This is a genomic window from Variovorax sp. EL159, from assembly GCF_900100965.1.
GTDB lineage: Bacteria > Pseudomonadota > Gammaproteobacteria > Burkholderiales > Burkholderiaceae_C > Variovorax.
In genome coordinates this window covers 572,821-598,190 of record NZ_FMUJ01000001.1, presented here as the reverse complement: position 1 = coordinate 598,190, position 25,370 = coordinate 572,821, and the positions used below count along the sequence as shown (strand labels likewise).

Below are 25,370 nucleotides of genomic sequence, written 5' to 3'. Positions count from 1 at the left end.
CGCGCCGACGCGGCAGAATGGCGATACAGCGACAACATTTGTCGAAACCATGCCAAGCGCCGCCTTCCCCCCTTCAGAGAACGCCGCCCCCGCCAAACCACGCGGTGGCGCGGCCAGCGCACCGGCGAACAGCGTCGGCCCGCTCACGCCGCACCTGTACGCCCCCGACGCGGTGCGGCCCCTGCGCGCCAAGGAGCATTTCCTGAGCGCCGACACGCTGGTCGAGCTGCACGAGCATCCGTGGCCGCAGCTCACCTTCTCGACCCGTGGCGTAATCCGGCTCAGCACGCAGGACGGCAGCTACATCGTGCCGCCCTCGCGCGCGCTCTGGGTGCCGGCCAACATGCCGCACAGCATCACGCTGATCGAAGACGCGGAGCTGCGCACCGTGTACCTGCACGCCTGGCTCGCGCCCACCTGGGAGAAGTGCGAGGTGCTCGAAATCAGCCCGCTGTTGCGCGCGCTGATGCTGGCGCTCGACACCACGCCCGACGGCCTGCCGCCGGCCGACCCACAGGCGCCGCAGCGCGAACGCATGATCGCGCCGCTGCTGGTGGACGAGGTCGAGCGCGCCACGCAGATCCGCATCGACGTGCCGCTGCCGACCGACAAGCGCCTGCGCCAGTTGTGCGAGACGCTGCTGCGCAACCCGGCCGACCGCGCCACGCTGGCCGAGCGCGCCGCCACCATCGGCGCCAGCGAGCGCACGGTGGCGCGGCTCTTTCGCGACCAGCTCGGCATGAGCTGGCAGCAATGGCGCCAGCAGGCCGTGATGGCGCACGCGCTGCCGCTGCTGGCGCGCGGCATGGCCGTGAGCCAGGTGGCCGCCGCGAGCGGCTACGCCACCGACAGCGCCTTCTGCGCGATGTTCAAGGCGGCCACCGGCCGCTCGCCGACTTCGTTCCAGCACCGAAAGCGCCCTGCCGCCACGTGAGGTTGCCGGGGTGGCCGTTCACGGCGCTCTGGCAAGATCGGCGACCGACACCATGCATTCACCGATCCCCCTGCACATGGCGCCCATCGCCGGGCCGCGAACGTGGACCGCCGACATCGGCCTGCGCATCCGTCGCCATTTCCTGCTGAAGGCGGTCGGCACCACGGTCTTTACGTGGCTGTTCTTCATCGGGTACTTCCACCTGCTGCGCAACCCGGCCTTTCCGGTCACGGTGATGCCGCTGACGGCGCTCGACCATCTCATTCCGTTCCAACCCTATACGTTGGTCGCCTACCTGTCGCTCTGGGTGTACGTCGGCATCGCGCCGGGGCTGCAGCTGAGTTTTCGCGAACTGGTGGTGTATGGGCTGTGGATCGGCGCGTTGTGCGTCAGCGGCCTGAGCCTCTTTTACTTCTGGCCGACCCAGATACCCCCTTTGGCCATCGACGTCTCGGGCTTCCCCGGTTTCGCGATGCTGCAGGGCGTGGACGCGGCGGGCAATGCCTGCCCCTCGATGCACGTGGCGGTGGCGATCTTCACCGCCATCCGCATCGAGCACGTGCTGCGCGAAGCCCGCACGCCCGCCCTGCTGCGGGTGCTCAACTGGGCCTGGTTTGCCGCCATTGCCTATTCGACACTGGCCGTCAAGCAGCACGTGGTGCTGGACGTGCTGGCCGGCGCCCTGCTCGGTATGGCGTTCGCACTACCCTCGCTGCGCTGGCGGCCGGACAGGCGTTTTCGCGGGGATGCCCCTGCCATCTGAGCGGATATCATTCGCCATCATTGACCACAGCCCGAAGAGGAACGATCGATCCATGGCATGCCCGACAAGGGTGGCAATCGGTCAGCGGCAGCACATGACGACAGGCATCGCACGATGAGTTCGCTGAAGGAATTGCAGGACCTGATCCACGAGAAGTACGGCATCGAACCGTCGAAGCTCGATCCCCACGCATCGATGCGCGAAACCGGCGGACTCGACTCGCTGGCCCTCGCCGAATTCCTCTTTGCCATCGAAGACCACTTCGGCATCACCATGCCCGACGAAGACGCGAACATCGACACGCTGGCCGACCTTGCGAAGCTGGTCGACAAGGTCGTTGCCGCGAAGGCGGCAAAGAAAGCCGCGTGAACCACGAAGTCGCCGTCACCGGACTAGGCGTCGTGGCGCCGCACGGCGACGAGCCCGGCACCCTGTTCGATGCCCTGCTGCAGGGCCGCTCGGCCATCCAGCCCGTCTTTCCCGAACTGCCCAAGCCGGCCGCCGCAGCCACCGCGGCTTTCGACGAAACGCGCTGGTTCACCAAACTGCAGCTCGCGGGCGTCGATCGTGTCAGCCAGCTGGCCGTGGCCGCCGCCGACCTCGCGATGCGCGACGCGGGCATCCAGGCAGGCGATGCCGCCCCCGACGTCGACCCCGAACGCATCGGCGTCTTTGCCGGCTGCGGCATGGGCGGCGCCGCCGCGCTCGAAGCGGCCTATCGCGGCAACGGCCGCGTGTCGCCGCTCACCATTCCCGCCTTCATGCCGAACGCGCCCGCCGCCCATGTGGCGATGCGCCAGGGCGTGCAGGGCCCGGTGCTCACTTATTCCGTGGCCTGCGCCTCGTCGTCGGCCGCCATCGCCGAAGCGGCCAAGGCGGTGCAGCGCGGCGAGGTCGACATCGCGATCGCCGGCGGCAGCGAAGCGCTGATCGTGCCGGGTGTGGTGCTGGCCTGGCAGGCGATGCAGACGCTGGCCACCTTCCAGCCCGGCGAAGCAACCAGCGCGGTGCGCCCCTTCGCCACCGACCGCAGCGGCTTCGTGCTGGGCGAAGGCGCGGCCTTCCTGGTGCTCGAATCCGCCGAACGCGCGCGCCGCCGCGGCGCCCGCAGCTACGCCACCCTGGCCGGCTGGGGCCTGAGCAGCGACGCCACCCATCTCACCAAGCCCGATGCACCCGGCCAGGCACGCGCCCTGCGCAGCGCCTTGCGCCAGGCCGGCCTGCAGCCGCGCGACGTGGGTTATTGCAATGCGCACGGCACGGCCACGCGCATCGGCGACGTGGTCGAGTGCAATGCACTGGCGCAGGTGTGGGGCAACGACCTCGACCTGCTGCGCGTCAGCTCGACCAAGGCGCTGCATGGTCACATGCTGGGCGCGGCGGGTGCGCTCGAAGCGCTCATCACCGTGCTCGCGCTGCACAACCGGCAACTGCCGCCCAACGCGCACTGCAACGAGATCGACCCGGCCTGCGGCCTGCACCTCGTGACGCAGGGCGACACGGCCGCGCCCGCGCTCGAAGCCGCCATCAGCAATTCATTCGCCTTCGGCGGCACAAACTCGGTGCTGCTCTTTCGCCGCGCCTGACGCGCAGGCTACGCCGGCGCTTCCTGCGGCGCCTCGGCGGCTGCCGCACAGAGCCATGTCACGAAGGCGCCGACCAGCGCGTCGTCGGTCCGGCTCGGCGCCACGAACACGCTGTAGCCCCGGCTCGACGGCGCCCGGTGCGGGCAGGCCAACACCAGTTCCCCGGAACGCAATTCGCGCTCGACGTAGTAGTGCGGAACCAGCCCGACACCCAGGTCGGCGCGCACGGCGGCAACCAGCGACGAGAACAGATCGAAGCGGTGCCCCGCCACGAGGTTCTCGGGCGGGCGCGCATGCGCCACCTGGCCGAACCACTCCTGCCATGCGCCCATCCGCGTGCGAAGCTGCAACAACGGCGCGGCACTGAAATCGCCGAGCGCCATCGCGGCCCTGCCCTTCGCATGCGGTGAACACACCGCCACGCAGAACTCGCCCATCAACGGCCGCGCATTGGCACCGGGCCACACCGCGTCGTCGTACTGCACGCCCACGTCGAAAGGCATGTCTTCCATGTAGAGATGCGTCGGAAACACCTGCAGGTGCAGGCTGCAGCCCGGATGCAGCGCGATGAAGCGAGGCAGCAGCGGCGTGAGCCAGCCCTCGGCCAACACGGGCACCGCGCCCACCAGCAGGCGCAGGCCGTCGGCGCGTTGGGCCATCGCTTCGAGCGTGTGGTTCTGCAAGCGCAGCAGGTCGCCGGACACCTGGCCGTGATAGCGCCGGCCGGCCTCGGTGAGTTCGGTACCGCGCGCCGTGCGCTGCACCAGCCGCACACCGATCTGCGATTCGAGCAGCCGCAGTTGCTGGCTGACGGCGCTGTGCGTGAGGCACAGCTCTTCCGCCGCCTTGCCGACGCCATGGTGGCGTGCCACGGCATCGAAGATCAACAACGCACGGGTGCTGGGAATGTGGCGACGCATGCCGGCCATGGAAGCTCGCTCGTTAGAAAAACTGACAACGCCAAAGATTAAACCAGAGCGGCCGCCTAGCACAGCCGCAAGAATCGCTGACGACGCCGCGTCAGCGGCGCCTGCCTGCTCTCGTTCTTTTTTCTTTCAAGGACATCCCTGCACCATGCCCCGCTCCGTGTCTTTCCGCCTCGCCCCGCTCGTGCTCGCCCTGGCGTGCGCCACTGCCGGCATTGCCCACGCCCAGAACGCCGCCGTCGCGGCCACGCCCGCGCAGGTGCGGCCTGAAGTGGACAAGGCCTACACGCAGCTGATGGCCTCGCCCGCGATCCAGAAGCTGCTCGAATCCGTCAAGGACGATCACGCGCGCTCGGTCGAAGACTTGAAGATGCTCACCGAGATCGAGGCGCCCCCGTTCAAGGAGCAAAAACGCGCCGAGGCCTTCCTCGCGCGCATGAAAGCGCTGGGTCTTTCCGACGCGAAAATCGATGCCGAAGGCAACGTGGTCGGTCTGCGCAAGGGCACGGGCAACGGGCCCAAGCTGTTGATCTCGGCGCACCTCGACACCGTGTTCCCCGCCGGCACCGACGTGAAGGTCAAGGAGCGCGACGGCAAGCTCTACGCACCCGGCATCTCGGACGACACGCGCGGGCTGTCGGTGCTGCTCTCGTGGATCAAGGTGCTCAACGACAACAAGATCCAGACCGTGGGCGACCTGCTCATTGTGGGCAACGTCGGTGAGGAAGAACTGGGCAACCTGCGCGGCATCAAGGCGATCTTTCGCGACAACCTCGACATCGACGGCATGGTCGGCCTGGAGCCCGCGCCCGAAGGCACGGTGTTGATGCTGGGCACGGGCAGCCACCGCTACGAAGTGAACTTCAAGGGCCCGGGCGGCCACAGCTTCGGGGCCTTCGGTCAGGTACCGAGCGCCATCCATGGCATGGGCCGCGCCATCGCCAAGATCGCGGAGATCCGCACGCCGAGCTTCCCCAAGACCACCTTCACCGTCGGCACCGTGGGCGGCGGCACGTCGGTCAACACCATCGCGCCCGATGCACGCATGGCCGTGGACATCCGCTCGGATGAAATGGCGCCGCTGCTCGAAACCGAAAAGAAGATCCTTGCGGCCATCGACGAAGCCGTGGTCGAAGAGAACAAGCGCTGGAACGTGAACACGCTGAGCGTGAGCACCAAGCTGATCGGCGACCGTCCGGGCGGCCGCACGCAGTCCGACACGGTGATCGTGGAAGCGGCCACGCGCTCGAACGCGGCCTTCGGCCACAAGACGCTGCTGACCGGCGCGAGCACCGACGCCAACGTGCCGATGGCACTGGGCATCCCGGCCATCATCATCGGCGGCGGCGGCAAGACCGGCGGTTTCCATGCGCTGAGCGAGTGGATCGACGTGACCGATGGCTGGAAAGGCGCGCAGAACTCGCTGGTGACGGTGCTGGGCCTGGTCGGGGTGCAGGGTACGAGCACGCCGTTGCTGGAAAAGCGTCCGCCCCGCAAGAACTAGGCACCAGGCGCGAGCCTCGAAGGCTGCGCCTCTGGAAGTCTCCGGTATGCTGGTGGCCGCTTTCCACCATGCTCACCGACAGGAGGCCACCATGCACGCTCGCTCCACCCTCATCGCCCTGGCACTGCTCGCAGCGGGCGCCTCGGCGCAAGCCAACAACCTGCTCGACCAACTGAAGGAAAAAGCCGGCGAGGCGGCCACCGTCAACACGCAGCAGGGCGGTGCCGGCGGCTCCGCGCTCGGCAGTCTCGGCAACAACCTCGGCTTCAAGATGCCCGCCATCGGCTCCAACACCATCGGCAATGCGGCCGGCGTGCTGCAGTACTGCGTGAAGAACAACTACCTGGGTGGCGATGCCGCCTCGGTCAAGGATAAGCTGCTCGCCAAGATCACCGGCCAGAAGCCGCAAGAGACCGGCTTCGCCAACGGCGCCAAGGGCCTGCTCAAGGGCGGCGACGGCCAGACGCTCAACTTCAAGGTCCTGTCCTCGAAGCTCAAGACCAAGGCCTGCGACTACGTGCTCAAGAACGCGACCTCGCTGATCTGACGCACGCCCCCATGCTTCGCGCACTGCGTGTCGCTTCGCACTCCCCCTCGCCGGGGGCAACGCCTGCGGCCCGGCAAGGCCGGTTCCGCGGCATTCCCCGACCGGCCGCGTAAGTTCTCCGCACCCGCCCAGCGACCCCACGCCGCTGCGGGTGCCATCCGTCACTCATGAATCCGGCCACTCCCACCTCTTCCTTGCGCCAGCGCTTCGCGCGCTGGGTTCCCTGCCTCGCCTGGCCCCGTCCGTCCGCCGCACTGTTGCGCAACGAGGCGATGGCCGGCATCACGGTGGCGCTGATGGTCATTCCGCAAGGCGTGGCGTATGCGGCGCTGGCCGGCATGCCACTGGTGACGGGCGTGTACGCGGCGCTCTTTCCGGCGTTGATCGCGGTGATGTTCAGTTCGTCGCAGCGGCTGTCGGTGGGGCCCACGGCGCTCACCAGCCTGCTGGTCGGCGCCTCGCTCGCGCCACTCGCGGTTGCGGGCAGCGCCGAATGGGTGGCGATGGCGGTATGGCTCACGCTGATGTCGGGCACGATCCAGATCGTGCTGGGCGGGGGGCGCTTCGGCTGGCTGCTGCGGCTGGTCAACTCGCCGGTGCTGATCGGTTTCACGCAGGGCGCGGCGGTGCTGATCGCCATCTCGCAACTGCCGGCGCTGCTGGGCTTCACGGGCCGCACCATTCCCCAGGTGCTGCGGGGCGGGCCGCTGCCCGACCTCGTGGCCATCGCCTTCGGGCTCGGCAGCATCGCGGTGCTGTTCCTGGGCAAGCGCATGCTGCCGCGCTTTCCGACCACGATGGCGCTGGTGGCCGGCGCGGCCGCGATCAGCTGGGTGATCGACTATGCGCTGCAGGGCGGCGCGGTGGTGGGCAGCCTGCCCTCGGGCCTGCCTTCGTTCTACTGGCCCGGCCTGCTGCCGCTGGGCACGCTCGGTGCGCTGGTGCTGCCCGCGCTGATGATCACGCTGGTGAGCTTTCTTGAAACCGCATCGAGCGCCAAGGTCGACAACGCGCGTGCCGGCACGCTCTGGAACGAAAACCAGGACCTGATCGGCCAGGGCCTGGCCAAGCTGGCCTCGGGCTTCTCGGGCGCGTTCCCGACCAGCTCGTCGTTCTCGCGCTCGGCGATCACGCTCTATGCGGGCGCGCAGACCGGCTGGGCCACGCTCTTCAGCGTCGTGGTGGTGGCGGGCGCGCTGCTGTGGCTGATGCCGCTGCTGTACCACGTGCCGCAGGCGGTGCTGGCGGCGGTGGTGGTCACGGCCATCCTCGGGCTGGTGAAGCCCGCGAGCTTCAGCGCGTTGTGGCGCATCTCGCGCATCGAGGCGGGCATTGCCTTCGGCACCTTCGTGCTGACCATCGCGACCGCGCCCAGCATCTACTGGGGCGTGCTCGGCGGGCTGCTCGCGAGCCTGGCGCACTACATGTACCGCCACCTGCATCCGCGCATCATCGAAGTGGGCCTGCACCCCGACGGTAGCCTGCGCGACCGCAACCTCTGGAAGCTGCCGCCGCTGGCGCCACAGCTCTACGCGCTGCGCATGGACGCCGAACTCGACTTCGCCTCGGCCTCCACGCTGGAACGCGCGCTCACCGTCGCGCTGGCCGAGCGGCCCGAGCTGACCGACGTGTGCCTGTTCGCGCAGCCCATCAACCGCATCGACATCACCGGCGCCGAAGTGTTCGGCTCGATCCGGCGAATGATGGAATCCAAAGGCATCCGCCTGCACCTGAGCGGCATGAAGCTGCCGGCGATGCAGGTGCTGGAGCGCGCGGGCTTGCTGGCCCCGGGGCCGATGCTCTTCAGCTACCGCACCGACGGCGAGGCGCTCGCGGCGCTGATGCCGCGCATCGACGCGCCCGTCGACGCAGCGCCGGCAGAAGCCGCGACCTGAACCTTCGCCCATGAAGACCACCATCGAAGAACTGGTCGCGTTCCGCGCGGTGGTGGACACCGGCTCGATCACCGCCGCGGCCGAGCAGCTCGGGCAAACGGTCTCGGGCATCAGCCGTGCACTGAGCCGGCTCGAGCAGAAGCTGGCCACCACCCTGCTTCGCCGCACCACACGGCGGCTGGAACTCACCGAGGAAGGCGCCGCCTTTCTGCAGCGTACGCGCGCCATCCTCGATGCGATCGACGACGCGGAAGAGCAGCTGGCCGCGCGCCGGGAGCAACCCGCCGGGCGCCTGCGGGTGAATGCGGCCTCGCCTTTCATGCTGCACGCCATCGTGCCGCTGATGCCGGAGTTTCGCCGGCTGTATCCGCAGATCAGCCTCGAACTCGACACCGACGACCTGCCCATCGACCTGCTGGAGCGGCGCACCGACATCGCCATCCGCATCGGCCCGCTGCGCGACTCCACGCTGCACGCGCGCCCGCTCGGCACGCACCGGCTGCGCGTGCTGGCCAGCCCCGCTTATCTCGAAGCGCATGGCAAGCCGCGCAAGGTGAGCGAGCTGGCCGACCACGCACTGCTGGGCTTCACCCAGCCCGAATCGCTGAACCGATGGCCCTTGCGCGGCGTGCATGGCGACGAATGGCCGATCACGCCGACCGTGGCCGCATCGAGCGGCGAAACGCTGCGCCAGCTGGCACTGGCCGGTGTCGGCGTTGCGTGCCTTGCGGACTTCATGACGCATGCCGACCGCGCGAGCGGCACGCTGGTGCAGGTGCTGGCCAAAGAGACGCTGGACGTGCGCCAGCCCGTCAACGCCGTGTACTACCGCAACACGCAGCTGGCGGCGCGGATCACGTCCTTCCTGGATTTCCTCACACAGCGCATGACCTGACACGCGACGCGCGGATGCGCGCGGACGGCATCGTCAGTTGCGTCTATCGCGTCAGTCCCCGGCTGCGACGAAGCGCTCGACCGAAGCGCCCGTGATCTCGTAGCCGCTCACGCCCATGTCCGTCGACGCATAGCGCGCCGCCTTCAGCACGCCGCTGACCTTGACGGTGTCCATCGCGTGCAGGCCCTTGAAGGTCTCGCCCGCCACCACGTGCACGATCTGGTTGGCCGGCGGCGGCGGCGTGTGGATGCAGGCACCGAAGTACGGCACCAGCAAGAACTCGCGAATGCCGCCCTGCGTGTTGTCCAACGGCACCACGAAGCCCGACAGCTTTGCGGCCGAGCCGTCGAGCGCCACGTTGATCGGCGCGTTGTCCCAGACGGCACGCATTTCATCGAGCATCTGGATCGCGCGCGGGTCGTTGTCGCGCAATGCCTCGAGGCTGATGTTGCGGTAGCGCTTGGTCGGGTCCCAGCCCTTGGGGATCAGCTCTTCCCACTTCAGCTCCGGCGCGGCGGCGGCATTCGCGTTCGCCGGGCTCTGCGATGCCGGTCCGCAGCCGCTCAGGAAAGCGGCCGCCAGCGACAGAAGAAGCACGCCCAGGGCGCGGAGAAAGAGGCCTTTCATGGGGGCTGATTGTGCGCGCCGGGTGTCAGTCCCGCACCGGTCCGCGAAGGTTCTTGATCTGCGAGCGCTGGCTCTTGCCCTCAAGCCGGCGCTGCTTCGAGCCGTAGGTGGGCTTGGTCGCGCGCCGCGTGCGCGGTGGCGTCGCCACGCTGTCGATCACCGCCTGCAGCCGCGCGAACGCGTCGGCGCGGTTCATCTCCTGCGTGCGGTGCTGCTGGGCCTTGAGCACCAGCACGCCCTCTTGCGTGATGCGGCTGTCGCGCAGGGCGAGCAGCCGCTCCTTCACATCGTCGGGCAGTGAGCTGGCGGGAATGTCGTAGCGCAGATGCACCGCGCTCGACACCTTGTTGACGTTCTGCCCGCCCGCCCCCTGCGCACGGATGGCGCTGATCTCGACTTCGTCGGGGTTGATCAGGAGGGGCGGTCGAAGCATGAAGGCGAGTGTGCCTTCAAACCCGCTCGAAGACGGCCGCGATGCCCTGCCCGCCGCCGATGCACATCGTGACCAGCGCATAGCGCCCGCCCGTGCGATGCAGCTCGGCAATCGCCTTCGTCGTGATGATCGCGCCGGTCGCGCCCACCGGGTGCCCGAGCGAAATGCCCGAGCCGTTCGGGTTCACCTTGGCGGGGTCGAAGCCCAGCTCCTTGATGACCGCGCAGGCCTGCGCCGCGAAGGCTTCGTTCGACTCGATCACGTCGAAGTCGCTCACCTTCAGGCCGGTGCGCTCCAGCACCTTGCGCGTGGCCGGCACCGGGCCGATGCCCATGTACGCGGGCTCGACCCCGGCATGCGCGTAGCCGACGAGGCGCGCGAGCGGCCTGAGGCCCAGCGCCTTCACGCGCCCGCCTTCGGCCAGCACCACGGCGGCAGCGCCGTCGTTGATGCCCGAGGCGTTGCCGGCGGTGACGAGGCCGTCCTTCTTGAACGCCGGCTTCATCTTCGACAGCGTGTCGACGGTGGTGTCGGCGCGCACGTGCTCGTCGGTGTCGAACAGCACGACGCCCTTGCGCGTCTTCACCTCGACCGGAACGATCTGCTCCTTGAAGCGGCCCGCCGCAATCGCCGCCGCCGCGCGCTGCTGGCTGGTCACGGCCAGCTCGTCCATCTGCTCGCGCGTGATGCCGTAGCGGGCCGCCACGTTCTCGGCCGTGATGCCCATGTGGATCTTCTCCCACGGGTCGTGCAGGATGCCGAGCATGTAGTCGACCAGCACCGCGTCGCCCATGCGGGCGCCGTAGCGTGCCGAGGTGTCGAAGTACGGGCCACGGCTCATCGATTCCGAACCGCCGCCGATGGCGATGTCGCAGTCGCCCAGCGCAATGGCCTGCGCCGCCGACACGATGGCCTGCAGGCCCGAGCCGCACAGGCGGTTGACGTTGAAGGCCGGCGTCTCGATGGGGCAGCCCGCGTCGATGGCGGCCACGCGGCTCAGGTAAGCGTCTTTCACATCGGTCGGGATCACATTGCCCATGACCACATGGCCGATGGCATCGGCCGCCACGCCGCTGCGTTCGATGGCCGCCTTGACGGCGGTGGTGGCCAGTTGGGTGTTGGGCACGTCCTTCAGCGCGCCGCCGAAGGTGCCGATGGCGGTGCGGGCAGTGCCGACCACGAAGATGTCGCGTTGGGTCATGAAAATGTCGCTCCTGGATGAAAGCGCAAGCCGCCGACAGCGGCGGACGCAGGAGGACGATTTTGACGGCGAACGGCGCAGGAGGCTGTCGCCTTCGGCATGCCGCCGCCGTTCAGCGGCGGCAGGTCAGCCGCGCGAGACCGATTTGGGCGAGACGTCGGTCACGTCGCTGGCGCTGCCACGGATGCGCTCCGGGCTGCGCACCGACTCGCCACGGGCGCGGGCGCTGACCACATCGGCAGCGGTGGGTTCGGCCGGCGATGCCGCATTGCGAAACCGGTCGAAGCCCGAGCGCGGGTTGAAGCGCCCGCCCATCGAGGCGACCCAGGGGGTCACGGGCTTGCCCGTGAGACGCCCCCAAGCGTAGCGCACACCCCACACGGCCGCCAGCAGCATGACCGCCACGGCCAGGCTGGCCGCGAAGACCAGCCCCAGGAGCAGAAGAATGACGCGAAGAATAAAGTTCATCATCCGACTTTAGGCCGAAGCGGCCGCCGTTGGTTCCCCGCTCTTGCCGAACGAGAACTGGCCCGGCGACTGGATCGGGTCGGTGGTGACCTCGATCGTGTCCTTCGGCCCGAAGCTCCCGTCGAGCAGCAGCTTCGAGAGCGGGTTCTCGATGCGCTGCTGGATCGCACGCTTGAGCGGCCGCGCACCGAACACCGGGTCGAAGCCGACCTTGGCGATCTCGGCCAGCGCCGCGGGCGACACCTCCAGGCCCAGGTCCATCTTGGCCAGGCGCGCCTTGAGCACCTTGAGCTGGATCGCGGCGATCGATTCGATGTTCTTCGCGTCGAGCGCATGGAACACGACCGTCTCGTCGATGCGGTTCAGGAACTCGGGGCGGAAGTAGTTCTTCAGCTCGTCCCACACCGCTTCCTTGATCTCTTCGGAAGGCTTGCCCACCATGGCCTGGATGATGGGCGAGCCGATGTTGCTCGTCATCACGATCACGGTGTTCTTGAAGTCCACGGTGCGGCCCTGGCCGTCGGTCAGGCGCCCATCGTCGAGCACCTGCAGCAGCACGTTGAACACGTCGGGGTGGGCCTTCTCGACCTCGTCGAGCAGCACCACGCTGTAGGGCTTGCGGCGCACGGCCTCGGTGAGGTAGCCGCCCTCTTCGTAGCCCACGTAGCCCGGCGGCGCGCCGATGAGGCGCGCGACCGAATGCTTCTCCATGAACTCGCTCATGTCGATGCGGATCAGGTGGTCTTCGCTGTCGAACAGGAAGCCCGCGAGCGCCTTGCACAGCTCGGTCTTGCCCACGCCCGTGGGGCCGAGGAACAGGAACGAGCCCGTGGGGCGGTTCGGATCGGACAGGCCCGAGCGCGAGCGGCGGATCGCGTTGGCGACCGCACCGATGGCCTCGTCCTGACCGACCACGCGCTCGTGCAGCTTGTCTTCCATCACGAGCAGCTTGTCGCGCTCGCCCTGCATCAGCTTGGCGACCGGAATGCCGGTGGCACGCGCCACGACCTCGGCGATTTCTTCGGCGCCGACCTGCGTGCGCAGCAACGTGGGCGCGCTCGACTTGCCCTTGCTCGCTTCGCTGGCCTCGGCTTCCTTCAGGCGCTTTTCGAGCGCGGGCAGCTGGCCGTATTGCAGCTCGGCGACCTTGTTGAAGTCGCCCTTGCGCTTCCATTCCTCGATCTGGAACTTGATCTTGTCGACGTCTTCGCGCACCTGCGCGCTGCCCTGGGCCTGGGCTTTTTCGGCCTGCCAGATCTCGTCGTAGTCGGCGATCTCCTTTTGCAGCTTGCCGATCTCGTCCTCGATCAGGCCGAAGCGCTTCTGCGAGGCTTCGTCCTTTTCGCGGCGCACGGCTTCGCGCTCGATCTGCAGCTGGATCAGGCGGCGGTCGAGGCGGTCCATGACCTCGGGCTTGGAGTCCATCTCGATCTTGATCTTGGCCGCGGCTTCGTCGATCAGGTCGATGGCCTTGTCGGGCAGGAAGCGGTCTGTGATGTAGCGGTCAGACAGCTCGGCCGCGGCCACGATGGCCGGGTCGGTGATCTGCACGCCGTGGTGCACTTCGTACTTTTCCTGTAGGCCGCGCAGGATGGCGATGGTGGCTTCGACGCTCGGCTCGCCCACGATGATCTTCTGGAAGCGGCGCTCCAGCGCGGCATCTTTCTCGATGTACTTGCGGTATTCGTCGAGCGTGGTCGCGCCCACGCAGTGCAGCTCGCCGCGTGCGAGCGCAGGCTTGAGCATGTTGCCGGCGTCCATGGCGCCCTCGGCCTTGCCGGCGCCGACCATGGTGTGCAGCTCGTCGATGAAGACGATGGTCTGGCCTTCGTCCTTCGCGAGTTCATTGAGCACGGTCTTCAGGCGCTCTTCGAACTCGCCGCGGAACTTGGCACCGGCCAGCAGCGCGGCCATGTCGAGCGACAGCACCCGCTTGCCCTTGAGCGAATCGGGCACCTCGCCCGCAACGATGCGCTGCGCCAGGCCTTCGACGATGGCCGTCTTGCCCACGCCGGGTTCACCGATGAGCACGGGGTTGTTCTTGGTGCGGCGTTGCAGCACCTGGATGGCACGGCGGATTTCTTCGTCGCGGCCGATGACGGGGTCGAGCTTGCCCAGGCGCGCGCGCTCGGTCAGGTCGAGGGTGTATTTCTTGAGGGCTTCGCGCTGGCCTTCGGCGTCGGCGCTGTTCACGCCCTGCCCGCCGCGCACGGCGTCGATGGCCGATTCGAGCGACTTGCGGCTCAGGCCGTTTTCTTTCGCGATCTTGCCGATGTCGGACTTGCTGTCGGCCACGGCCAGCAGAAAGAGTTCGCCGGCAATGAACTGGTCATTGCGCTTGATGGCTTCCTTCTCGGTGGCCTGCAGCAGCTTGCCCAGCTCGGGGCCAACCTGCACGATGTCGTGGCCCTGCACCTGCGGCAGCTTCTTGATGGCGGCCTCGGCCGCCTGCACGAGGCCCTGCACGTTGACGCCCGCACGCTCCATCAGCGCGCGGGGGCCGTCGTCCTGCCGCAGCATCGCAACCAGCAGGTGGGCCGGTTCGATGTAGGCGTTGTCGTTGCCGAGCGCCAGCGTCTGGGCGTCGCTCAGTGCTTCCTGAAATTTGGTTGTGAGTTTGTCTTGTCGCATGGTGGTATTCCTGCATCCAAAATAGGGCCGTTCGGGCACGATTCAAGGCTGCCGGCCACGCCGGCGCCCTGGGCATGGGTATTGCACGAGATCCTTCTTTTTGCCCGCGGGCATTTTTCTCTCTCTCGAATGGAGTCGATCATGGTTTTTTCAACGCAGCACGTTCAGCCGGTGCGCCGGGCGATCAGTGCGGGCCTGTTCCTGGCCGCTATGGGCCTGTCGGGCCTTGCGCAAGCGCAAAGCGGCACGCCCATCCGCCTGCTCGTGGGGTTCCCGGCCGGTGCCGGCACGGACGCCATTGCACGCACGCTGGGCGAAAAACTCAAGGACGTGCTGGGCGTGCCGGTGGTGGTCGAGAACCGCGCCGGCGCGGGCGGACAGATCGCGGCCACGGTGCTGAAGTCGTCGCCGGCCGATGGCCACACGCTGTTCCTGTCGCATGACCACACCATATCGATCCTGCCGCAGGTGGTCAAAAACCCCGGCTTCAATCCCGCCACCGACTTCGTGCCCGTGGCCGGCTTCGCCACCTTCGCCAATGTGCTGGCCGTCTCGGGCGGCACGCCGGCCAGGAACATCGACGAGTATGTGAAGTGGGTCCGCACCGCGAAGGGCGGCAAGGAGACCATCGGCATTCCGGCGCCGGCGTCGATCCCCGAGTTCCTCGTGAAGATGATCTCGGACAAGTACAAGATCGACGTGCAGCCCGCGCCCTATCGCGGCAGCGCGCCCATGACGGCCGACATGCTGGGCAACCAGATCACCGCGGGCATCGCCTCGGTGCCGGACTTCATCGAGAACCACAAGGCGGGCAAGGTGCGCATCGTGGCCTCCCTCGGCGCCAAGCGCCAGGCCGTGCTGCCGAATGTGCCGACCTTCACCGAACTGGGCTTTGCGAACCTGGAAGACCTGCCCTACTACGGCATCTTCGCACCGGTGGGCACGCCGCAGCCGATCATCGACAAGTACGGCGATGCGCTGCAGAAGGTGCTGGCCATGCCCGACGTGAAGCAGAAGCTCACGACGATGGGGTTGACGGTCGGCTACGAGTCGCAGGGCCAGTTCGCCGGCCGCGTGCGCACCTACACGCAGACCTGGGAGCGGATCATCCAGGCGAGCGGCTTCAAGCCGCTGTAAACGAGCGGATCGGGTGAGGCGGGCACGGTGCGAGGCCCGCCCCGTCACCTGCGTGCCACTTCGAGTTGATGAGGTGCCTCTACGATGGCACTTCACCGACACGAAGAAGAGCAGGAGACACCCATGCAATCCACCCCACTCGCCGCCGCGCTGGCCGCCACATTGCTGCTCGGCGCCTGCGGCACCACGGCACCGCGCGTGGCCGCGCCCACATCACCTGCCGAGGTGGGCGAACTGCGCGCAGGCTCGGGCTACCTCAAGGGCTACCTGCCCGCCGCCGATCTGCCCGACAGCCTCGCGCTGCTGCCGGCGCCCCCGGCCACGGGTTCGGCCGCGTTGGCAGCCGACGGCGCAACCTTCCGCACGCTGACCGCCCTGCAGGGCACGCCACGCGGCGCGCTGGCCGTGCAGGACGCCAACCTGAAATTCCCGAAGGCGGCCGAAGTGTTCTCTTGCGCGCTCGGCATGCCCATCTCGGAAGAGGCCACGCCGAACCTGAACATGCTGCTTCGCCGCACGCTGGCCGATGCCGGCAGCGCCACCTACAAGGCCAAGAACAGGTACGAGCGCACGCGGCCGTTCGTGGTGTTCAAGGCCCGCAGCTGCACCCCTGGCGAAGAGGCCGAACTGGCCAAGGACGGCTCGTACCCCTCCGGCCACTCGGCCGTGGGCTGGGCCTGGGCACTCGTGCTGTCGGAGATCGCCCCTGACCGCGGCAATGCGCTGCTGCAGCGCGGCCGCGCCTTTTCGCAGAGCCGTGCCATCTGCGGCGTGCACTGGCAAAGCGACATCGAGAACGGCCGCCTGATCGGCGCGGCGACGGTGGCGAAGCTGCACGCCAATCCGGTGTTCCAGGCGCAGATGGCGGCGGCCCAGGCGGAGATCGCCAAGGCGCGCGCCACAGGTGCCGTGCCCACGCGGGATTGCGGTGCGGAAGCCAAGGCACTGGCGACCTCGGAACTGATCGCGCCCTGAACGGCGCGTGGCCGAGGCCCGTCAGACAGAAGTGTTCGAAGCCGCGATGCCCCAGCGCGCCAGCGCCGCGTCATCGGCCACGCGCGCATCGACCCAGCGGGCGCCTTCGGGCGTCTGTTCCTTTTTCCAGAACGGCGCCTGGGTCTTCAGGTAGTCCATCAAAAATTCGCAGGCCTCGAAGCTCTGGCCGCGATGGGCCGAGACCACGGCCACCATCATGATCTGGTCCAGCGGCTGCAGGAGGCCCACGCGGTGGATCACGCGTGCACCGAGGATGTCGAAGCGCTTGTGCGCCTCGTCGATCATGGCCTCGATGGCCTTCTCGGTCATGCCGGGGTAGTGCTCCAGCTCCATCGATGCGACGGTGCTGCCGTCATTGCGATCGCGCACGGTGCCGACGAAACTGCAGACGGCGCCCACGCGTTTGTCGTCGGCACGCAACGCAGCGACCTCTTCAGAGAGATCGAAATCGGCCGTCTGGATCGAAACACGCGCAACGCTCATGTCCGAATTGTGGCATCGCGCTAGACTGCTGCAATGCCTTGTCTCGCCACGTTCTCCCCGGTGCTATCGCACCCCGAGAGCCGTTGCGCGTGCCAAAGCAGCAAAGCCAAAAAACCAAAGCTCGTCTGACCGGAGCCGAGGTTCCGTCGTCGGATGAGCGACGGAACCTGCCAAGGCTTTGGCCCCTCATGGGTTGCGCGCGCATCGGACGGTGGTTCTTTCCATCGGTCGATTCCTGAAAGGAAGCCTGCGTGCCACAACAACCCACCTCCGCCCCCACCCCTGATTTTTCGGGCCTCTGGATTCCGCTCGTCACCCCGTTCCGCGATGGCGCGGTCGACCACGCCGCGCTCGCCGCATTGACCCGCCGCCTCGCCGGCGACGGCGTGGCCGGCTTCGTGGTCTGCGGCTCGACCGGCGAAGCCGCCGCGCTCGACGAGGCGGAGCAACTGGCCTCGCTCGATACCGTGCAAGCCGCCGCCGGTGGCCTGCCCATCGTCATGGGCCTCTCGGGCTATCACCTGGGCAAGACGACGGCCTGGGTGCGCAAGCTCGCGGAACGCCCGCTGGCGGCCCTGCTGGTGCCCGCGCCGCACTACATCCGCCCTTCGCAGGCCGGCCTGCTCGAATGGTTCCGCGCCATCGCCGACGCGAGCGCGGTGCCGGTGCTGGTCTACGACATTCCTTATCGCACCGGCGCGGCCCTCGCGCGCGAGACGCTGCTGGCGCTGGCCGACCATCCGCGCATCCGCGGCATCAAGGACTGCGGCGGCGACATGGCCAAGACGCGCGCCGTGATCGCCGATGGCCGCCTGCAGGTGTTGTCGGGTGAAGACCACCAGATCTTCAGCACGGTGGCCGAAGGTGGCGTAGGCGCCATCGCGGCCAGCGGGCATGTGCAGACGCAGCGCTTCGTGCAGGTGTTGCGCCTGCTGGCCGACAACCGCATGGCCGAGGCGCGCGCCGAATGGCAACCGCTGCAGCCGCTGGTCGAGATGCTGTTTGCCGAATCGAACCCGGGGCCGCTGAAGGCGCTGCTGGCGCACCAGGGCGCGATGCAGGACGAGCTGCGCTCGCCGATGACTCGCGCATCCGATGACCTGCGCGAGCGCCTCGTTGCGCTCGACGCCCGGCTCAGCCGCCCGTAACCGGCGGGAAGAAGGCGACTTCGCAGCCTTCGTGCAGGGCTGCGGCTTCGTCGCTCATGGCCTGGTCGAGCGCCATGCGCACGGCCTTGCCGCGTGCCAATGCGGTGGCATGCGCCCCGCCACGGGCGATGAGTTCGTCGCGCAGCGCGGCCAGCGTCTGCGCGTTCGTCTCGACGGTTTCGCCGCTGCTCGACAGCGCCTCGCGGACCGACGCGAAATAACGGATCTGTACCTTCATGCGATTCAGGACAGCAGCGAAGCGAAGGGAATGAAGTTCACCGTGTCGCCCGAGCGGATCGTGTGGCCTGCGGGGTTGTCGACCACGCCATCGCCCCAGACCATCGATGTCAGCACGCCCGAACTCTGGTTGCCGAACAGTTCGAGCCCACCAGCCGCATTGCGCCGCGCGCGCAGGAACTCGCGGCGCTTGTCGGCACGCAGCCAGTCGAAGTCGGCGCGCATCTGCACGGGCTCGGGCGTCACGCGCGTGGCACCCTGCAAGGTCAGCAGGAAGGGACGCACGAGCATCAGGAAGGTCAGGAAGCTGGACACCGGGTTGCCGGGCAGCCCCGTCACGTGGCAGTGGCCTTGCCCGTCGCTGCGCGCGATGGAGCCGTAGGCGAACGGCTTGCCGGGCTTCATCGACAGCGACCACAACTGCAGCTCGCCCAGCGACTGCAGCGCGGCGCGGATGTGGTCTTCTTCGCCGACCGACACGCCACCGGTGGTGATGATCAGGTCGCTGGTCTCGGCCGCATGGCGCAAGGCCTCGATGGTCGCGTCGCGGTTGTCGGGCACGATGCCCAGGTCGTTCACCTCGCAGCCCAGCCGGTGCAGCAAGGCGCGCATGAAGAAGCGGTTGGAGTTGTAGATCGCGCCGGGCTTCATGGCGTCTGGCGCCACGTCACCGGGCATCACCAGTTCGTCACCGGTGGACAGCATCGCCACGCGCGGCTTGCGCGCGACCTGCAGCTTGTGGAAGCCGACGCTGGCCGCAAGGCCCAGCGCGGCGGGCGTGAGGCGCTCGCCCTGCTTGAGCACCACGTCGCCAGAAGCCACATCTTCGCCCGCGCGGCGCACCCACTGCCCCGCGGCGGGAACGATGGCGATGCGCACCGAGCCCAGGCCGCCTTCCTGCGGCGTGGCGGTGGTGTCTTCCTGCATCACGACGGCATCGGCGCCTTCGGGGATCTGCGCGCCGGTGAAGATGCGCGCGGCGGTGCCGGCCGCGAGCGGCGTGCCGACGGTGCCTGCGGGAATGCGCTGCGCCACCACCAGTTCGGCGCCGGGCGCTGCGCAATCGGCCACGCGCACCGCATAGCCGTCCATCGCGCTGTTGTCGCGCGGCGGCACGGTCAAGCCGGAGACGAGGTCTTGCGCCAGCACGCGGCCATCGGCCTCGAAGGTGACGACGCTTTCCGCGGGCAGCTTCGGTTCGGCCTTTGCGAGAAGCACGGCGATGGCCTCGTCGAGCGGCATCAGTGGCGGGCGCGAGGACGAGGCGGCGAAGGGAACGGGGGAATCAGCCATGGTGTTCCGGGTTGTACTCGAAGCGGTCGCCGCTGGCGATCAGCCATTGCGCGATGGCCTCGGCGTCATTGAGGTCGAACAGCGGGCGCTCGGTGGGCGACGGCAGGCTGGACGGCGCATCGGTGGCAATGGCGGTCACGAAGGGGTCGTCGGTGTACAGCACCGGGCGCGAAGGCTGGCCGTCTTCGGGCAGGCGCCAGACTTCGATCTTGAGCACGTCGCTGTGCCGGAAGCCTTCGACCAGCACCCAGTCGGCGGCCGGATGCAACTCGGCCAGCAACTGGTGCACCGACAGCTCGACCGGCGTCTCGAACTCGCGCATCACGGCCAGCCGCTTGTCGGAGGCCACGACCACCTCGAAGGCGCCCGCCTCCCGGTGGCGATACGTGTCCTTGCCCGGGTGGTCGATGTCGAACTTGTGATGCGCGTGCTTGACGACTGAAACGCGCTGGCCCAGCCGCTTGAGCACCGGGATCAGGCGCTCGACCAGCGTGGTCTTGCCCGCGCCCGAATAGCCGGCGAAGCCGACGACTTTCATGACGGGGCCCGACCGGGGTCAGTCACAGTTCTGCGCGATGTAGGCCTTCACGGCTTCCGCATCGGCGGGCAGCTTGACCACGCGCTTGGGCAGCGCCTCGATGCCCTCGAACTTCTTCGGGCGCGCGGGTTCTTCGCCCAGCGCTTCGACCAGCGTCTCGGCGAACTTGATCGGCAATGCGGTTTCGAGCACCACCATCGGCACGCCGGGCACGAGGAACTCGCGCGCGGCCTTGAGGCCGTCGGCCGTGTGCGGATCGACCAGCGTGGCAAAGCGCTTGTCGGTGTCGCGGATGGTGGCCAGGCGGTCGGCGTGGGTGCTGCGGCTGCTCTTGAAGCCGAAGCGCTCGGCGGCATCCTTGAAGGCCGGGTCGGCGCTCAGGTCGAAGCGGCCTTCGAGGCCCAGGTCGTCCACGAACAGCTTGCGCAGCTTGGCGGCATCGCGGCCGACCAGGTCGAACACGAAGCGCTCGAAATTGCTGGCCTTGCTGATGTCCATCGACGGGCTCGATGTCTCGTGCGTATCGACGGCCGCGCGCACGCGGTAGACACCGGTGCGGAAGAACTCGTCGAGCACGTCGTTCTCGTTGGTGGCGACCACCAGCGTCTGGATCGGCAGGCCCATCATGCGCGCCACATGGCCCGCGCAGACGTTGCCGAAATTGCCCGAGGGCACGGTGAAGCTGACGGGCTTGTCGTTGCTCGCCGTGGCCTGGAAATAGCCGGCGAAGTAGTAGACGACCTGTGCCAGGAGCCGCGCCCAGTTGATCGAGTTGACCGTGCCGATGCGGTACTTGCGCTTGAAGCCCAGGTCGTTCGACACCGCCTTGACGATGTCCTGGCAGTCGTCGAACACGCCGGTGATGGCGATGTTGTGGATGTTCGCGTCCTGCAGGCTGAACATCTGCGCCTGCTGGAACGGGCTCATGCGGCCATCGGGCGAGGTCATGAAGACGCGCACGCCCTTCTTGCCGCGCATGGCGTATTCGGCCGCGCTGCCGGTGTCGCCACTGGTGGCGCCCAGGATGTTGAGCTCGGCGCCGCGGCGGGCCAGTTCGTACTCGAACAGGTTGCCCAGCAGCTGCATCGCCATGTCCTTGAAGGCCAGCGTGGGGCCGTTGGACAGGGCTTCGAGGTACACGCCGTCTTCGAGTTCGCGCAGCGGCACGATCTCGTCGGTGCCGAACACTTCGGCGGTGTAGGTCTTGGCGCAGATCGCCTTCAGGTCGGCCGGCGGAATGTCGTCGATGTAGAGCGAGAGGATCTCGAAGGCCAGCTCGGCGTACGGCAGATCGCGCCATTTAGCGAGCGTGGCGGTGTCGATCTTCGGGTACTGCTCGGGCAGGTAAAGGCCGCCATCGGGGGCGAGGCCTTCGAGGAGGATGTCGCAAAAGCGCTTGCGGTCAGGGTGGCCGCGGGTGCTCAGGTAGTTCACGGGAGGGTCCTGTCGTACCGGTTCGTTCAATGTCTTGCTTGCTTGCGTGCGCGGGCGCCGCCCCTCAGGACAGCTCTTCCTTGCGGATGCGCACGATCGGCTGCAACACGGTGGGCAGCGCCTGCAGCTCGGCCAGCACGTCGTTGACGGTGCCTTCGCGCGCATCGTGCGTGAGGATGATGAGGTCGGTCTGCGTCGAGCCTTCGCCGCCCACTTCGTCGGCTTCGCGCTGCAGCACGGCGTCGATGCTGATGCCGGCGGTGGCGAGCAGGCCCGTCACCTTGGCGAGCACGCCGGCCTGGTCGGCCACGCGCAGGCGCAGGTAGTAGCTGGTGACGACCTCGGCCATCGGCAGCACCTTCAGATCGCTCATCGCGTCGGGGTGGAAGGCCAGGTGCGGCACGCGGTGCGCGGTGTCGGCCGTGTGCAGGCGCGTGATGTCGACCAGGTCGGCGATGACGGCGCTGGCTGTCGGCTCGCTGCCCGCGCCCTTGCCGTAGTACAGCGTGGTGCCGACGGCATCGCCATGCACGACCACCGCGTTCATCGCGCCTTCGACGTTGGCCAACATGCGCTTGGACGGCACCAGCGACGGATGCACGCGCAGCTCGATGCCCTGGGCCGTGCGCTTGGTGATGCCAAGCAGCTTGATGCGGTAGCCGAGTTGCTCTGCGTACTTGATGTCCTGCGCGGCCAGCTTGGTGATGCCTTCGATGTGCGCCTTGTCGAACTGCACCGGAATGCCGAACGCGATGGCGCTCATCAGCGTGACCTTGTGGCCGGCGTCCACGCCTTCGATGTCGAAGGTCGGGTCGGCTTCGGCATAGCCCAGGCGTTGCGCCTCCTTGAGCACGGTGGCGAAGTCCAGGCCCTTGTCGCGCATCTCGGACAGGATGAAGTTGGTCGTGCCGTTGATGATGCCGGCCAGCCACTGGATGCTGTTGGCCGTGAGGCCTTCGCGCAGCGCCTTGATGATCGGAATGCCACCAGCCACCGCGGCCTCGAAGGCCACCATCACGCCCTTGGCATGCGCAGCCGCGAAGATCTCGGTGCCATGCACCGCGAGCAGAGCCTTGTTGGCCGTGACCACGTGCTTGCCGGCCGCGATGGCTTCAAGCACGAGCTGCTTCGCGATGCCGTAGCCGCCGATCAACTCGATGACGATGTCGATGTCGGGGTTGGCGATGACTTCGCGCGCATCGCTCACCACCTTGACGCCCTCGCCGGCCACTTCGCGGGCGCGGGCGGTGTCGAGGTCGGCCACCATGGTGATCTCGATGCCGCGACCGGCGCGGCGCTTGATTTCTTCCTGGTTGCGCTGGAGCACCTTGAAGGTGCCGCTGCCGACCGTGCCTGCGCCGAGCAGGCCTACTTGGATGGGTTTCATTGGGAGAGTCGCGTTCATGGTTTGGATGGGGTGGTGGACGCTGCGCCCACGATGCGGCTGACGTAGCGGGGCAAGGACCAGGCGCCGCCGGGGAAGCCGCGGCACATGCTGTCCATCGTTGTGCTGGTGCGCACGAAGTCCTTGCCGTTGAAGTGCCAGGTCTCGACCGACATGCAATCGCCGATGCCCCGGGTCTTCATGGTGGAGGTGACGCTGGCGTCCTTGCCGTCGAAATCGCCGCTTGCATCGATGGCCACCGGCGCATAGGGCGGCTTGTCGTTGGCGATCCAGAGCAGGCTCGTGGAGTTATATGCACCGACGTCGCAGCCCAGCGACAGCAGCACCTTGCTGTCGCTCAGGCGGTCGACTTGCACCGATGTTGCATCCACCTTGTCCGTGCTGTTGCACAGGCTCTGGGCATCGCTCAGGTTGAGAGACGGAAAGATGCGCGCGGCCAATGCATCGTCGCCGGGGTGCTTCTTTGGCGGAGTGATCGTGTGCACGACGGGCATCGGTACCGACGGCAATACGGAAGACTCGGGATTGCTGCCGCGGCGCACCAGCGCGCCGGGGGTGCCAACGCGGCCCTGGGCTTCGTCCATCTTCAGCAGCACGGCGTTGAGGCCGGCAAGCGAGAGAGCCCATTTCCTGCCGCCGCCGGCAGTGACGGCGGCTTCGTCGCTCTTGAGCAGTTCGGGGAGGATCGTGCGGACCTGACCGGCATCGAGCTCGGAGTCGCTTCCCTGGAGCCCCGAAATGCTGGCCTTGCCGACCTTGAGGCGGACGGCACCCTTGACGTCGCTCTCGCCGCCAAGCTGGAGCTGAATCTCGATTGGCGTCGCCGGGCCTGCGGCGCGGGTGATCAGCATCGACACCGGCGCCGAGTCGCCACGGTCAACCTGGTAGCCCGCCGCGCGGCAGGTACGCGTGTTGTCACAGACGATTTCCCAGTCGTTGTGCGAGAACGCCACCGGGTCCTTGCCTGCGGCTACCGCGGACAGCGCGGCAAGCGACAGCGCCGCAGCGGCGATGCACGCGGATTTCATGGCTCCGTCTTGCGGCGCACGCGGTACTGCTCCAGGAACTTCGCGATGCGATTGATGGCCTCGCGCAGATCGTCTTCATGGGGCAGGAACACGATGCGGAAATGGTCGGGCGTGGCCCAGTTGAAGCCAGTGCCCTGCACCAGCATCACGCGGGTTTCTTTCAGCAGCTCGAGGAAGAACTGGCGGTCGTCCTTGATGGGATAGACCTCGGGGTCGAGCTTGGGGAACATGTAGAGCGCGGCGCTGGGCTTGACGCAGCTCACGCCCGGAATGGCGGTGATCAGCTCGTAGGCCAGGTCGCGCTGGCGACGCAGGCGACCGCCTTCGCACACGAGGTCGTTGATGCTCTGGTAGCCACCGAGCGCCGTCTGGATGGCCCACTGGCCCGGCACGTTGGCGCACAGGCGCATGTTCGAGAGCATGTTCAGGCCCTCGATGTAGTCCTGGGCAGCGCGCTTGTCGCCCGACACCACGAGCCAGCCGGCGCGGTAGCCGCACGAGCGGTAGCTCTTGGACAGCGAGTTGAAGGTGAGCGTGAGCACGTCGGTCGACAGGCTGGCGATGGCGGTGTGCTTGACGCCGTCGTACAGCACCTTGTCGTAGACCTCGTCGGCAAAGATCACGAGTCCGTGCTCGCGCGCGATGGCCACGATGCTCTTGAGCAGGTCGTCGGAATACAGCGCGCCGGTCGGGTTGTTCGGGTTGATGACCACGATGCCCTTGGTGCGGGGCGTGATCTTGGCGCGGATGTCGTCCAGGTTGGGCATCCAGCCATTGGCTTCGTCGCACAGGTAGTGCACCGGCGTGCCGCCCGACAGGCTCGAGGAGGCGGTCCACAGGGGGTAATCGGGGGCCGGCAGCAACATTTCGTCGCCGTCATTCAGCAGCGCGTTCGTGGCCATGGCGATCAGTTCGCTGGCGCCGTTGCCAAGATAGATGTCGTCGAGGGTGACGCCCGCAATGCCCTGCTTCTGGGTCTCGTGCATCACGGCCTTGCGCGCGGCGAAGACGCCCTTGCTGTCCGAATAGCCCGCCGAGGTCGGCAGGTTGCGGATCATGTCCTGCTGGATTTCTTCGGGTGCATCGAAGCCGAACACGGCGAGATTGCCGATGTTGAGCTTGATGATCTTCTGGCCGTCCTCTTCCATCTGCTTGGCGGCGTCCATGATGGGACCGCGGATGTCATAGAGAACGTTGGCCAGCTTGGCCGATTTCTTGAGCTGCTTCAAAGGGCCCTCCCGGGCGCGGAGTTGGTGGGTTC

25 protein-coding genes are annotated in these 25,370 nt (G+C 67.7%); 11 read left to right on the top strand and 14 right to left on the bottom strand.

Annotated elements, in window-relative coordinates:
* Nucleotides 1–49 precede the first annotated feature (49 nt).
* The 4 genes from BLQ28_RS02870 to BLQ28_RS02855 all read left to right on the top strand — a co-directional run bounded on the left by BLQ28_RS02870 (nt 50) and on the right by BLQ28_RS02855 (nt 3,283).
* Nucleotides 50–934 (top strand): AraC family transcriptional regulator, encoded by an 885-nt coding sequence (locus BLQ28_RS02870; RefSeq protein ID WP_176800996.1) that lies wholly within the window; start codon nt 50–52, stop codon nt 932–934.
* Nucleotides 935–986: 52 nt separating this feature from the next.
* Nucleotides 987–1,697, top strand: a complete 711-nt coding sequence (locus tag BLQ28_RS02865; protein ID WP_371126553.1) for a phosphatase PAP2 family protein — start codon at nt 987–989, stop codon at nt 1,695–1,697.
* 114 nt (nt 1,698–1,811) lie between these two features.
* Nucleotides 1,812–2,066: an acyl carrier protein gene (locus BLQ28_RS02860; protein WP_093237036.1), complete on the top strand. Its 255-nt coding sequence runs from the start codon at nt 1,812–1,814 to the stop codon at nt 2,064–2,066.
* Nucleotides 2,063–3,283 (top strand): beta-ketoacyl-[acyl-carrier-protein] synthase family protein, encoded by a 1,221-nt coding sequence (locus tag BLQ28_RS02855; RefSeq protein ID WP_093237035.1) that lies wholly within the window; start codon nt 2,063–2,065, stop codon nt 3,281–3,283. The genes BLQ28_RS02860 and BLQ28_RS02855 overlap by 4 nt, the downstream gene beginning before the upstream one ends.
* An 8-nt stretch (nt 3,284–3,291) precedes the next feature.
* Here the strand turns inward: BLQ28_RS02855 and BLQ28_RS02850 are convergent, their stop codons facing one another.
* Nucleotides 3,292–4,203 carry a LysR substrate-binding domain-containing protein gene (locus BLQ28_RS02850; protein ID WP_093237675.1) on the bottom strand — a complete coding sequence of 304 codons (912 nt, stop codon included), beginning with the start codon at nt 4,201–4,203 and terminating at the stop codon, nt 3,292–3,294.
* A 154-nt stretch (nt 4,204–4,357) separates the two neighbouring features.
* Between BLQ28_RS02850 and BLQ28_RS02845 the strand changes: the two genes are divergently transcribed.
* The 4 genes from BLQ28_RS02845 (at nt 4,358) to BLQ28_RS02830 (ending at nt 9,050) form a co-directional block, all read left to right on the top strand.
* A complete protein-coding gene (locus tag BLQ28_RS02845; RefSeq protein ID WP_093237034.1) occupies nt 4,358–5,713 on the top strand; it encodes a M20/M25/M40 family metallo-hydrolase in 1,356 nt (451 codons plus the stop codon).
* A 91-nt stretch (nt 5,714–5,804) separates the two neighbouring features.
* On the top strand, nt 5,805–6,260 hold the full coding sequence (locus BLQ28_RS02840; RefSeq protein ID WP_256327148.1) for a DUF2501 domain-containing protein: 456 nt from the start codon (nt 5,805–5,807) through the stop codon (nt 6,258–6,260).
* A 167-nt stretch (nt 6,261–6,427) separates the two neighbouring features.
* Nucleotides 6,428–8,155 (top strand): SulP family inorganic anion transporter, encoded by a 1,728-nt coding sequence (locus BLQ28_RS02835; RefSeq protein WP_093237032.1) that lies wholly within the window; start codon nt 6,428–6,430, stop codon nt 8,153–8,155.
* Between the two features lie 10 nt (nt 8,156–8,165).
* Entirely contained in the window at nt 8,166–9,050 is an 885-nt protein-coding gene (locus BLQ28_RS02830; protein WP_093237031.1) for a LysR family transcriptional regulator, read from the top strand.
* Nucleotides 9,051–9,101: 51 nt separating this feature from the next.
* On the opposite strand, the gene BLQ28_RS02825 is transcribed toward BLQ28_RS02830, so the two are convergent.
* The 5 genes from BLQ28_RS02825 to clpB all read right to left on the bottom strand — a co-directional run bounded on the left by BLQ28_RS02825 (nt 9,102) and on the right by clpB (nt 14,410).
* A complete protein-coding gene (locus BLQ28_RS02825) occupies nt 9,102–9,677 on the bottom strand; it encodes a DUF3299 domain-containing protein (RefSeq protein ID WP_093237030.1) in 576 nt (191 codons plus the stop codon).
* A gap of 25 nt (nt 9,678–9,702) precedes the next feature.
* A complete protein-coding gene (arfB, locus tag BLQ28_RS02820; protein ID WP_093237029.1) occupies nt 9,703–10,110 on the bottom strand; it encodes an alternative ribosome rescue aminoacyl-tRNA hydrolase ArfB in 408 nt (135 codons plus the stop codon).
* A gap of 16 nt (nt 10,111–10,126) precedes the next feature.
* A complete protein-coding gene (locus BLQ28_RS02815; protein ID WP_093237028.1) occupies nt 10,127–11,311 on the bottom strand; it encodes an acetyl-CoA C-acyltransferase family protein in 1,185 nt (394 codons plus the stop codon).
* A gap of 126 nt (nt 11,312–11,437) precedes the next feature.
* Entirely contained in the window at nt 11,438–11,779 is a 342-nt protein-coding gene (locus BLQ28_RS02810) for a hypothetical protein (protein ID WP_256327146.1), read from the bottom strand.
* A gap of 9 nt (nt 11,780–11,788) precedes the next feature.
* The gene (gene clpB / locus BLQ28_RS02805) at nt 11,789–14,410 is read right to left on the bottom strand and encodes an ATP-dependent chaperone ClpB (protein WP_093237026.1); all 2,622 of its coding nucleotides are present in this window, start codon (nt 14,408–14,410) and stop codon (nt 11,789–11,791) included.
* Nucleotides 14,411–14,551: 141 nt separating this feature from the next.
* Here clpB and BLQ28_RS02800 point away from each other — a divergent pair, with 141 nt between their 5' ends.
* The gene (locus BLQ28_RS02800) at nt 14,552–15,547 is read left to right on the top strand and encodes a Bug family tripartite tricarboxylate transporter substrate binding protein (protein WP_176800995.1); all 996 of its coding nucleotides are present in this window, start codon (nt 14,552–14,554) and stop codon (nt 15,545–15,547) included.
* A gap of 123 nt (nt 15,548–15,670) precedes the next feature.
* Nucleotides 15,671–16,522 (top strand): acid phosphatase, encoded by an 852-nt coding sequence (locus tag BLQ28_RS02795; RefSeq protein ID WP_093237024.1) that lies wholly within the window; start codon nt 15,671–15,673, stop codon nt 16,520–16,522.
* Nucleotides 16,523–16,543: 21 nt separating this feature from the next.
* Here the strand turns inward: BLQ28_RS02795 and BLQ28_RS02790 are convergent, their stop codons facing one another.
* Nucleotides 16,544–17,026: a molybdenum cofactor biosynthesis protein MoaE gene (locus tag BLQ28_RS02790; RefSeq protein WP_093237023.1), complete on the bottom strand. Its 483-nt coding sequence runs from the start codon at nt 17,024–17,026 to the stop codon at nt 16,544–16,546.
* Between the two features lie 251 nt (nt 17,027–17,277).
* On the opposite strand from BLQ28_RS02790, the gene dapA reads away from it, so the two are divergent.
* A complete protein-coding gene (gene dapA, locus BLQ28_RS02785; RefSeq protein ID WP_093237022.1) occupies nt 17,278–18,174 on the top strand; it encodes a 4-hydroxy-tetrahydrodipicolinate synthase in 897 nt (298 codons plus the stop codon).
* On the opposite strand, the gene moaD is transcribed toward dapA, so the two are convergent.
* From moaD to BLQ28_RS02750, 7 genes are all read right to left on the bottom strand, one after another.
* Nucleotides 18,161–18,412, bottom strand: a complete 252-nt coding sequence (gene moaD, locus BLQ28_RS02780) for a molybdopterin converting factor subunit 1 (protein ID WP_093237021.1) — start codon at nt 18,410–18,412, stop codon at nt 18,161–18,163. The two genes, dapA and moaD, sit on opposite strands and share 14 nt — an antisense overlap.
* Before the next feature lie 5 nt (nt 18,413–18,417).
* Nucleotides 18,418–19,704: a molybdopterin molybdotransferase MoeA gene (glp, locus tag BLQ28_RS02775; RefSeq protein WP_093237020.1), complete on the bottom strand. Its 1,287-nt coding sequence runs from the start codon at nt 19,702–19,704 to the stop codon at nt 18,418–18,420.
* Nucleotides 19,697–20,242, bottom strand: a complete 546-nt coding sequence (gene mobB, locus BLQ28_RS02770) for a molybdopterin-guanine dinucleotide biosynthesis protein B (RefSeq protein ID WP_093237019.1) — start codon at nt 20,240–20,242, stop codon at nt 19,697–19,699. The genes glp and mobB overlap by 8 nt, the downstream gene beginning before the upstream one ends.
* An 18-nt stretch (nt 20,243–20,260) precedes the next feature.
* Nucleotides 20,261–21,676 (bottom strand): threonine synthase, encoded by a 1,416-nt coding sequence (gene thrC, locus BLQ28_RS02765; RefSeq protein ID WP_093237018.1) that lies wholly within the window; start codon nt 21,674–21,676, stop codon nt 20,261–20,263.
* Between the two features lie 64 nt (nt 21,677–21,740).
* A complete protein-coding gene (locus BLQ28_RS02760) occupies nt 21,741–23,063 on the bottom strand; it encodes a homoserine dehydrogenase (RefSeq protein ID WP_093237017.1) in 1,323 nt (440 codons plus the stop codon).
* A 14-nt stretch (nt 23,064–23,077) separates the two neighbouring features.
* Nucleotides 23,078–24,109 carry a DUF1176 domain-containing protein gene (locus BLQ28_RS02755; protein ID WP_093237016.1) on the bottom strand — a complete coding sequence of 344 codons (1,032 nt, stop codon included), beginning with the start codon at nt 24,107–24,109 and terminating at the stop codon, nt 23,078–23,080.
* Nucleotides 24,106–25,338, bottom strand: a complete 1,233-nt coding sequence (locus BLQ28_RS02750; protein ID WP_093237015.1) for a pyridoxal phosphate-dependent aminotransferase — start codon at nt 25,336–25,338, stop codon at nt 24,106–24,108. The genes BLQ28_RS02755 and BLQ28_RS02750 overlap by 4 nt, the downstream gene beginning before the upstream one ends.
* Nucleotides 25,339–25,370 lie beyond the last annotated feature (32 nt).

Excerpts from the sequence above, each read along its gene's own strand:
- BLQ28_RS02870 (WP_176800996.1), top strand. The coding sequence starts at position 50 with ATGCCAAGCGCCGCCTTCCCCCCTTCAGAGAACGCCGCCCCCGCCAAA.
- BLQ28_RS02865 (WP_371126553.1), top strand. The coding sequence starts at position 987 with ATGCATTCACCGATCCCCCTGCACATGGCGCCCATCGCCGGGCCGCGA.
- BLQ28_RS02860 (WP_093237036.1), top strand. The coding sequence starts at position 1,812 with ATGAGTTCGCTGAAGGAATTGCAGGACCTGATCCACGAGAAGTACGGC.
- BLQ28_RS02850 (WP_093237675.1), bottom strand. The coding sequence starts at position 4,203 with ATGCGTCGCCACATTCCCAGCACCCGTGCGTTGTTGATCTTCGATGCC.
- BLQ28_RS02845 (WP_093237034.1), top strand. The coding sequence starts at position 4,358 with ATGCCCCGCTCCGTGTCTTTCCGCCTCGCCCCGCTCGTGCTCGCCCTG.
- BLQ28_RS02840 (WP_256327148.1), top strand. The coding sequence starts at position 5,805 with ATGCACGCTCGCTCCACCCTCATCGCCCTGGCACTGCTCGCAGCGGGC.
- BLQ28_RS02835 (WP_093237032.1), top strand. The coding sequence starts at position 6,428 with ATGAATCCGGCCACTCCCACCTCTTCCTTGCGCCAGCGCTTCGCGCGC.
- BLQ28_RS02830 (WP_093237031.1), top strand. The coding sequence starts at position 8,166 with ATGAAGACCACCATCGAAGAACTGGTCGCGTTCCGCGCGGTGGTGGAC.
- BLQ28_RS02825 (WP_093237030.1), bottom strand. The coding sequence starts at position 9,677 with ATGAAAGGCCTCTTTCTCCGCGCCCTGGGCGTGCTTCTTCTGTCGCTG.
- arfB (WP_093237029.1), bottom strand. The coding sequence starts at position 10,110 with ATGCTTCGACCGCCCCTCCTGATCAACCCCGACGAAGTCGAGATCAGC.
- BLQ28_RS02815 (WP_093237028.1), bottom strand. The coding sequence starts at position 11,311 with ATGACCCAACGCGACATCTTCGTGGTCGGCACTGCCCGCACCGCCATC.
- BLQ28_RS02810 (WP_256327146.1), bottom strand. The coding sequence starts at position 11,779 with ATGAACTTTATTCTTCGCGTCATTCTTCTGCTCCTGGGGCTGGTCTTC.
- clpB (WP_093237026.1), bottom strand. The coding sequence starts at position 14,410 with ATGCGACAAGACAAACTCACAACCAAATTTCAGGAAGCACTGAGCGAC.
- BLQ28_RS02800 (WP_176800995.1), top strand. The coding sequence starts at position 14,552 with ATGGTTTTTTCAACGCAGCACGTTCAGCCGGTGCGCCGGGCGATCAGT.
- BLQ28_RS02795 (WP_093237024.1), top strand. The coding sequence starts at position 15,671 with ATGCAATCCACCCCACTCGCCGCCGCGCTGGCCGCCACATTGCTGCTC.
- BLQ28_RS02790 (WP_093237023.1), bottom strand. The coding sequence starts at position 17,026 with ATGAGCGTTGCGCGTGTTTCGATCCAGACGGCCGATTTCGATCTCTCT.
- moaD (WP_093237021.1), bottom strand. The coding sequence starts at position 18,412 with ATGAAGGTACAGATCCGTTATTTCGCGTCGGTCCGCGAGGCGCTGTCG.
- glp (WP_093237020.1), bottom strand. The coding sequence starts at position 19,704 with ATGGCTGATTCCCCCGTTCCCTTCGCCGCCTCGTCCTCGCGCCCGCCA.
- mobB (WP_093237019.1), bottom strand. The coding sequence starts at position 20,242 with ATGAAAGTCGTCGGCTTCGCCGGCTATTCGGGCGCGGGCAAGACCACG.
- BLQ28_RS02760 (WP_093237017.1), bottom strand. The coding sequence starts at position 23,063 with ATGAAACCCATCCAAGTAGGCCTGCTCGGCGCAGGCACGGTCGGCAGC.
- BLQ28_RS02755 (WP_093237016.1), bottom strand. The coding sequence starts at position 24,109 with ATGAAATCCGCGTGCATCGCCGCTGCGGCGCTGTCGCTTGCCGCGCTG.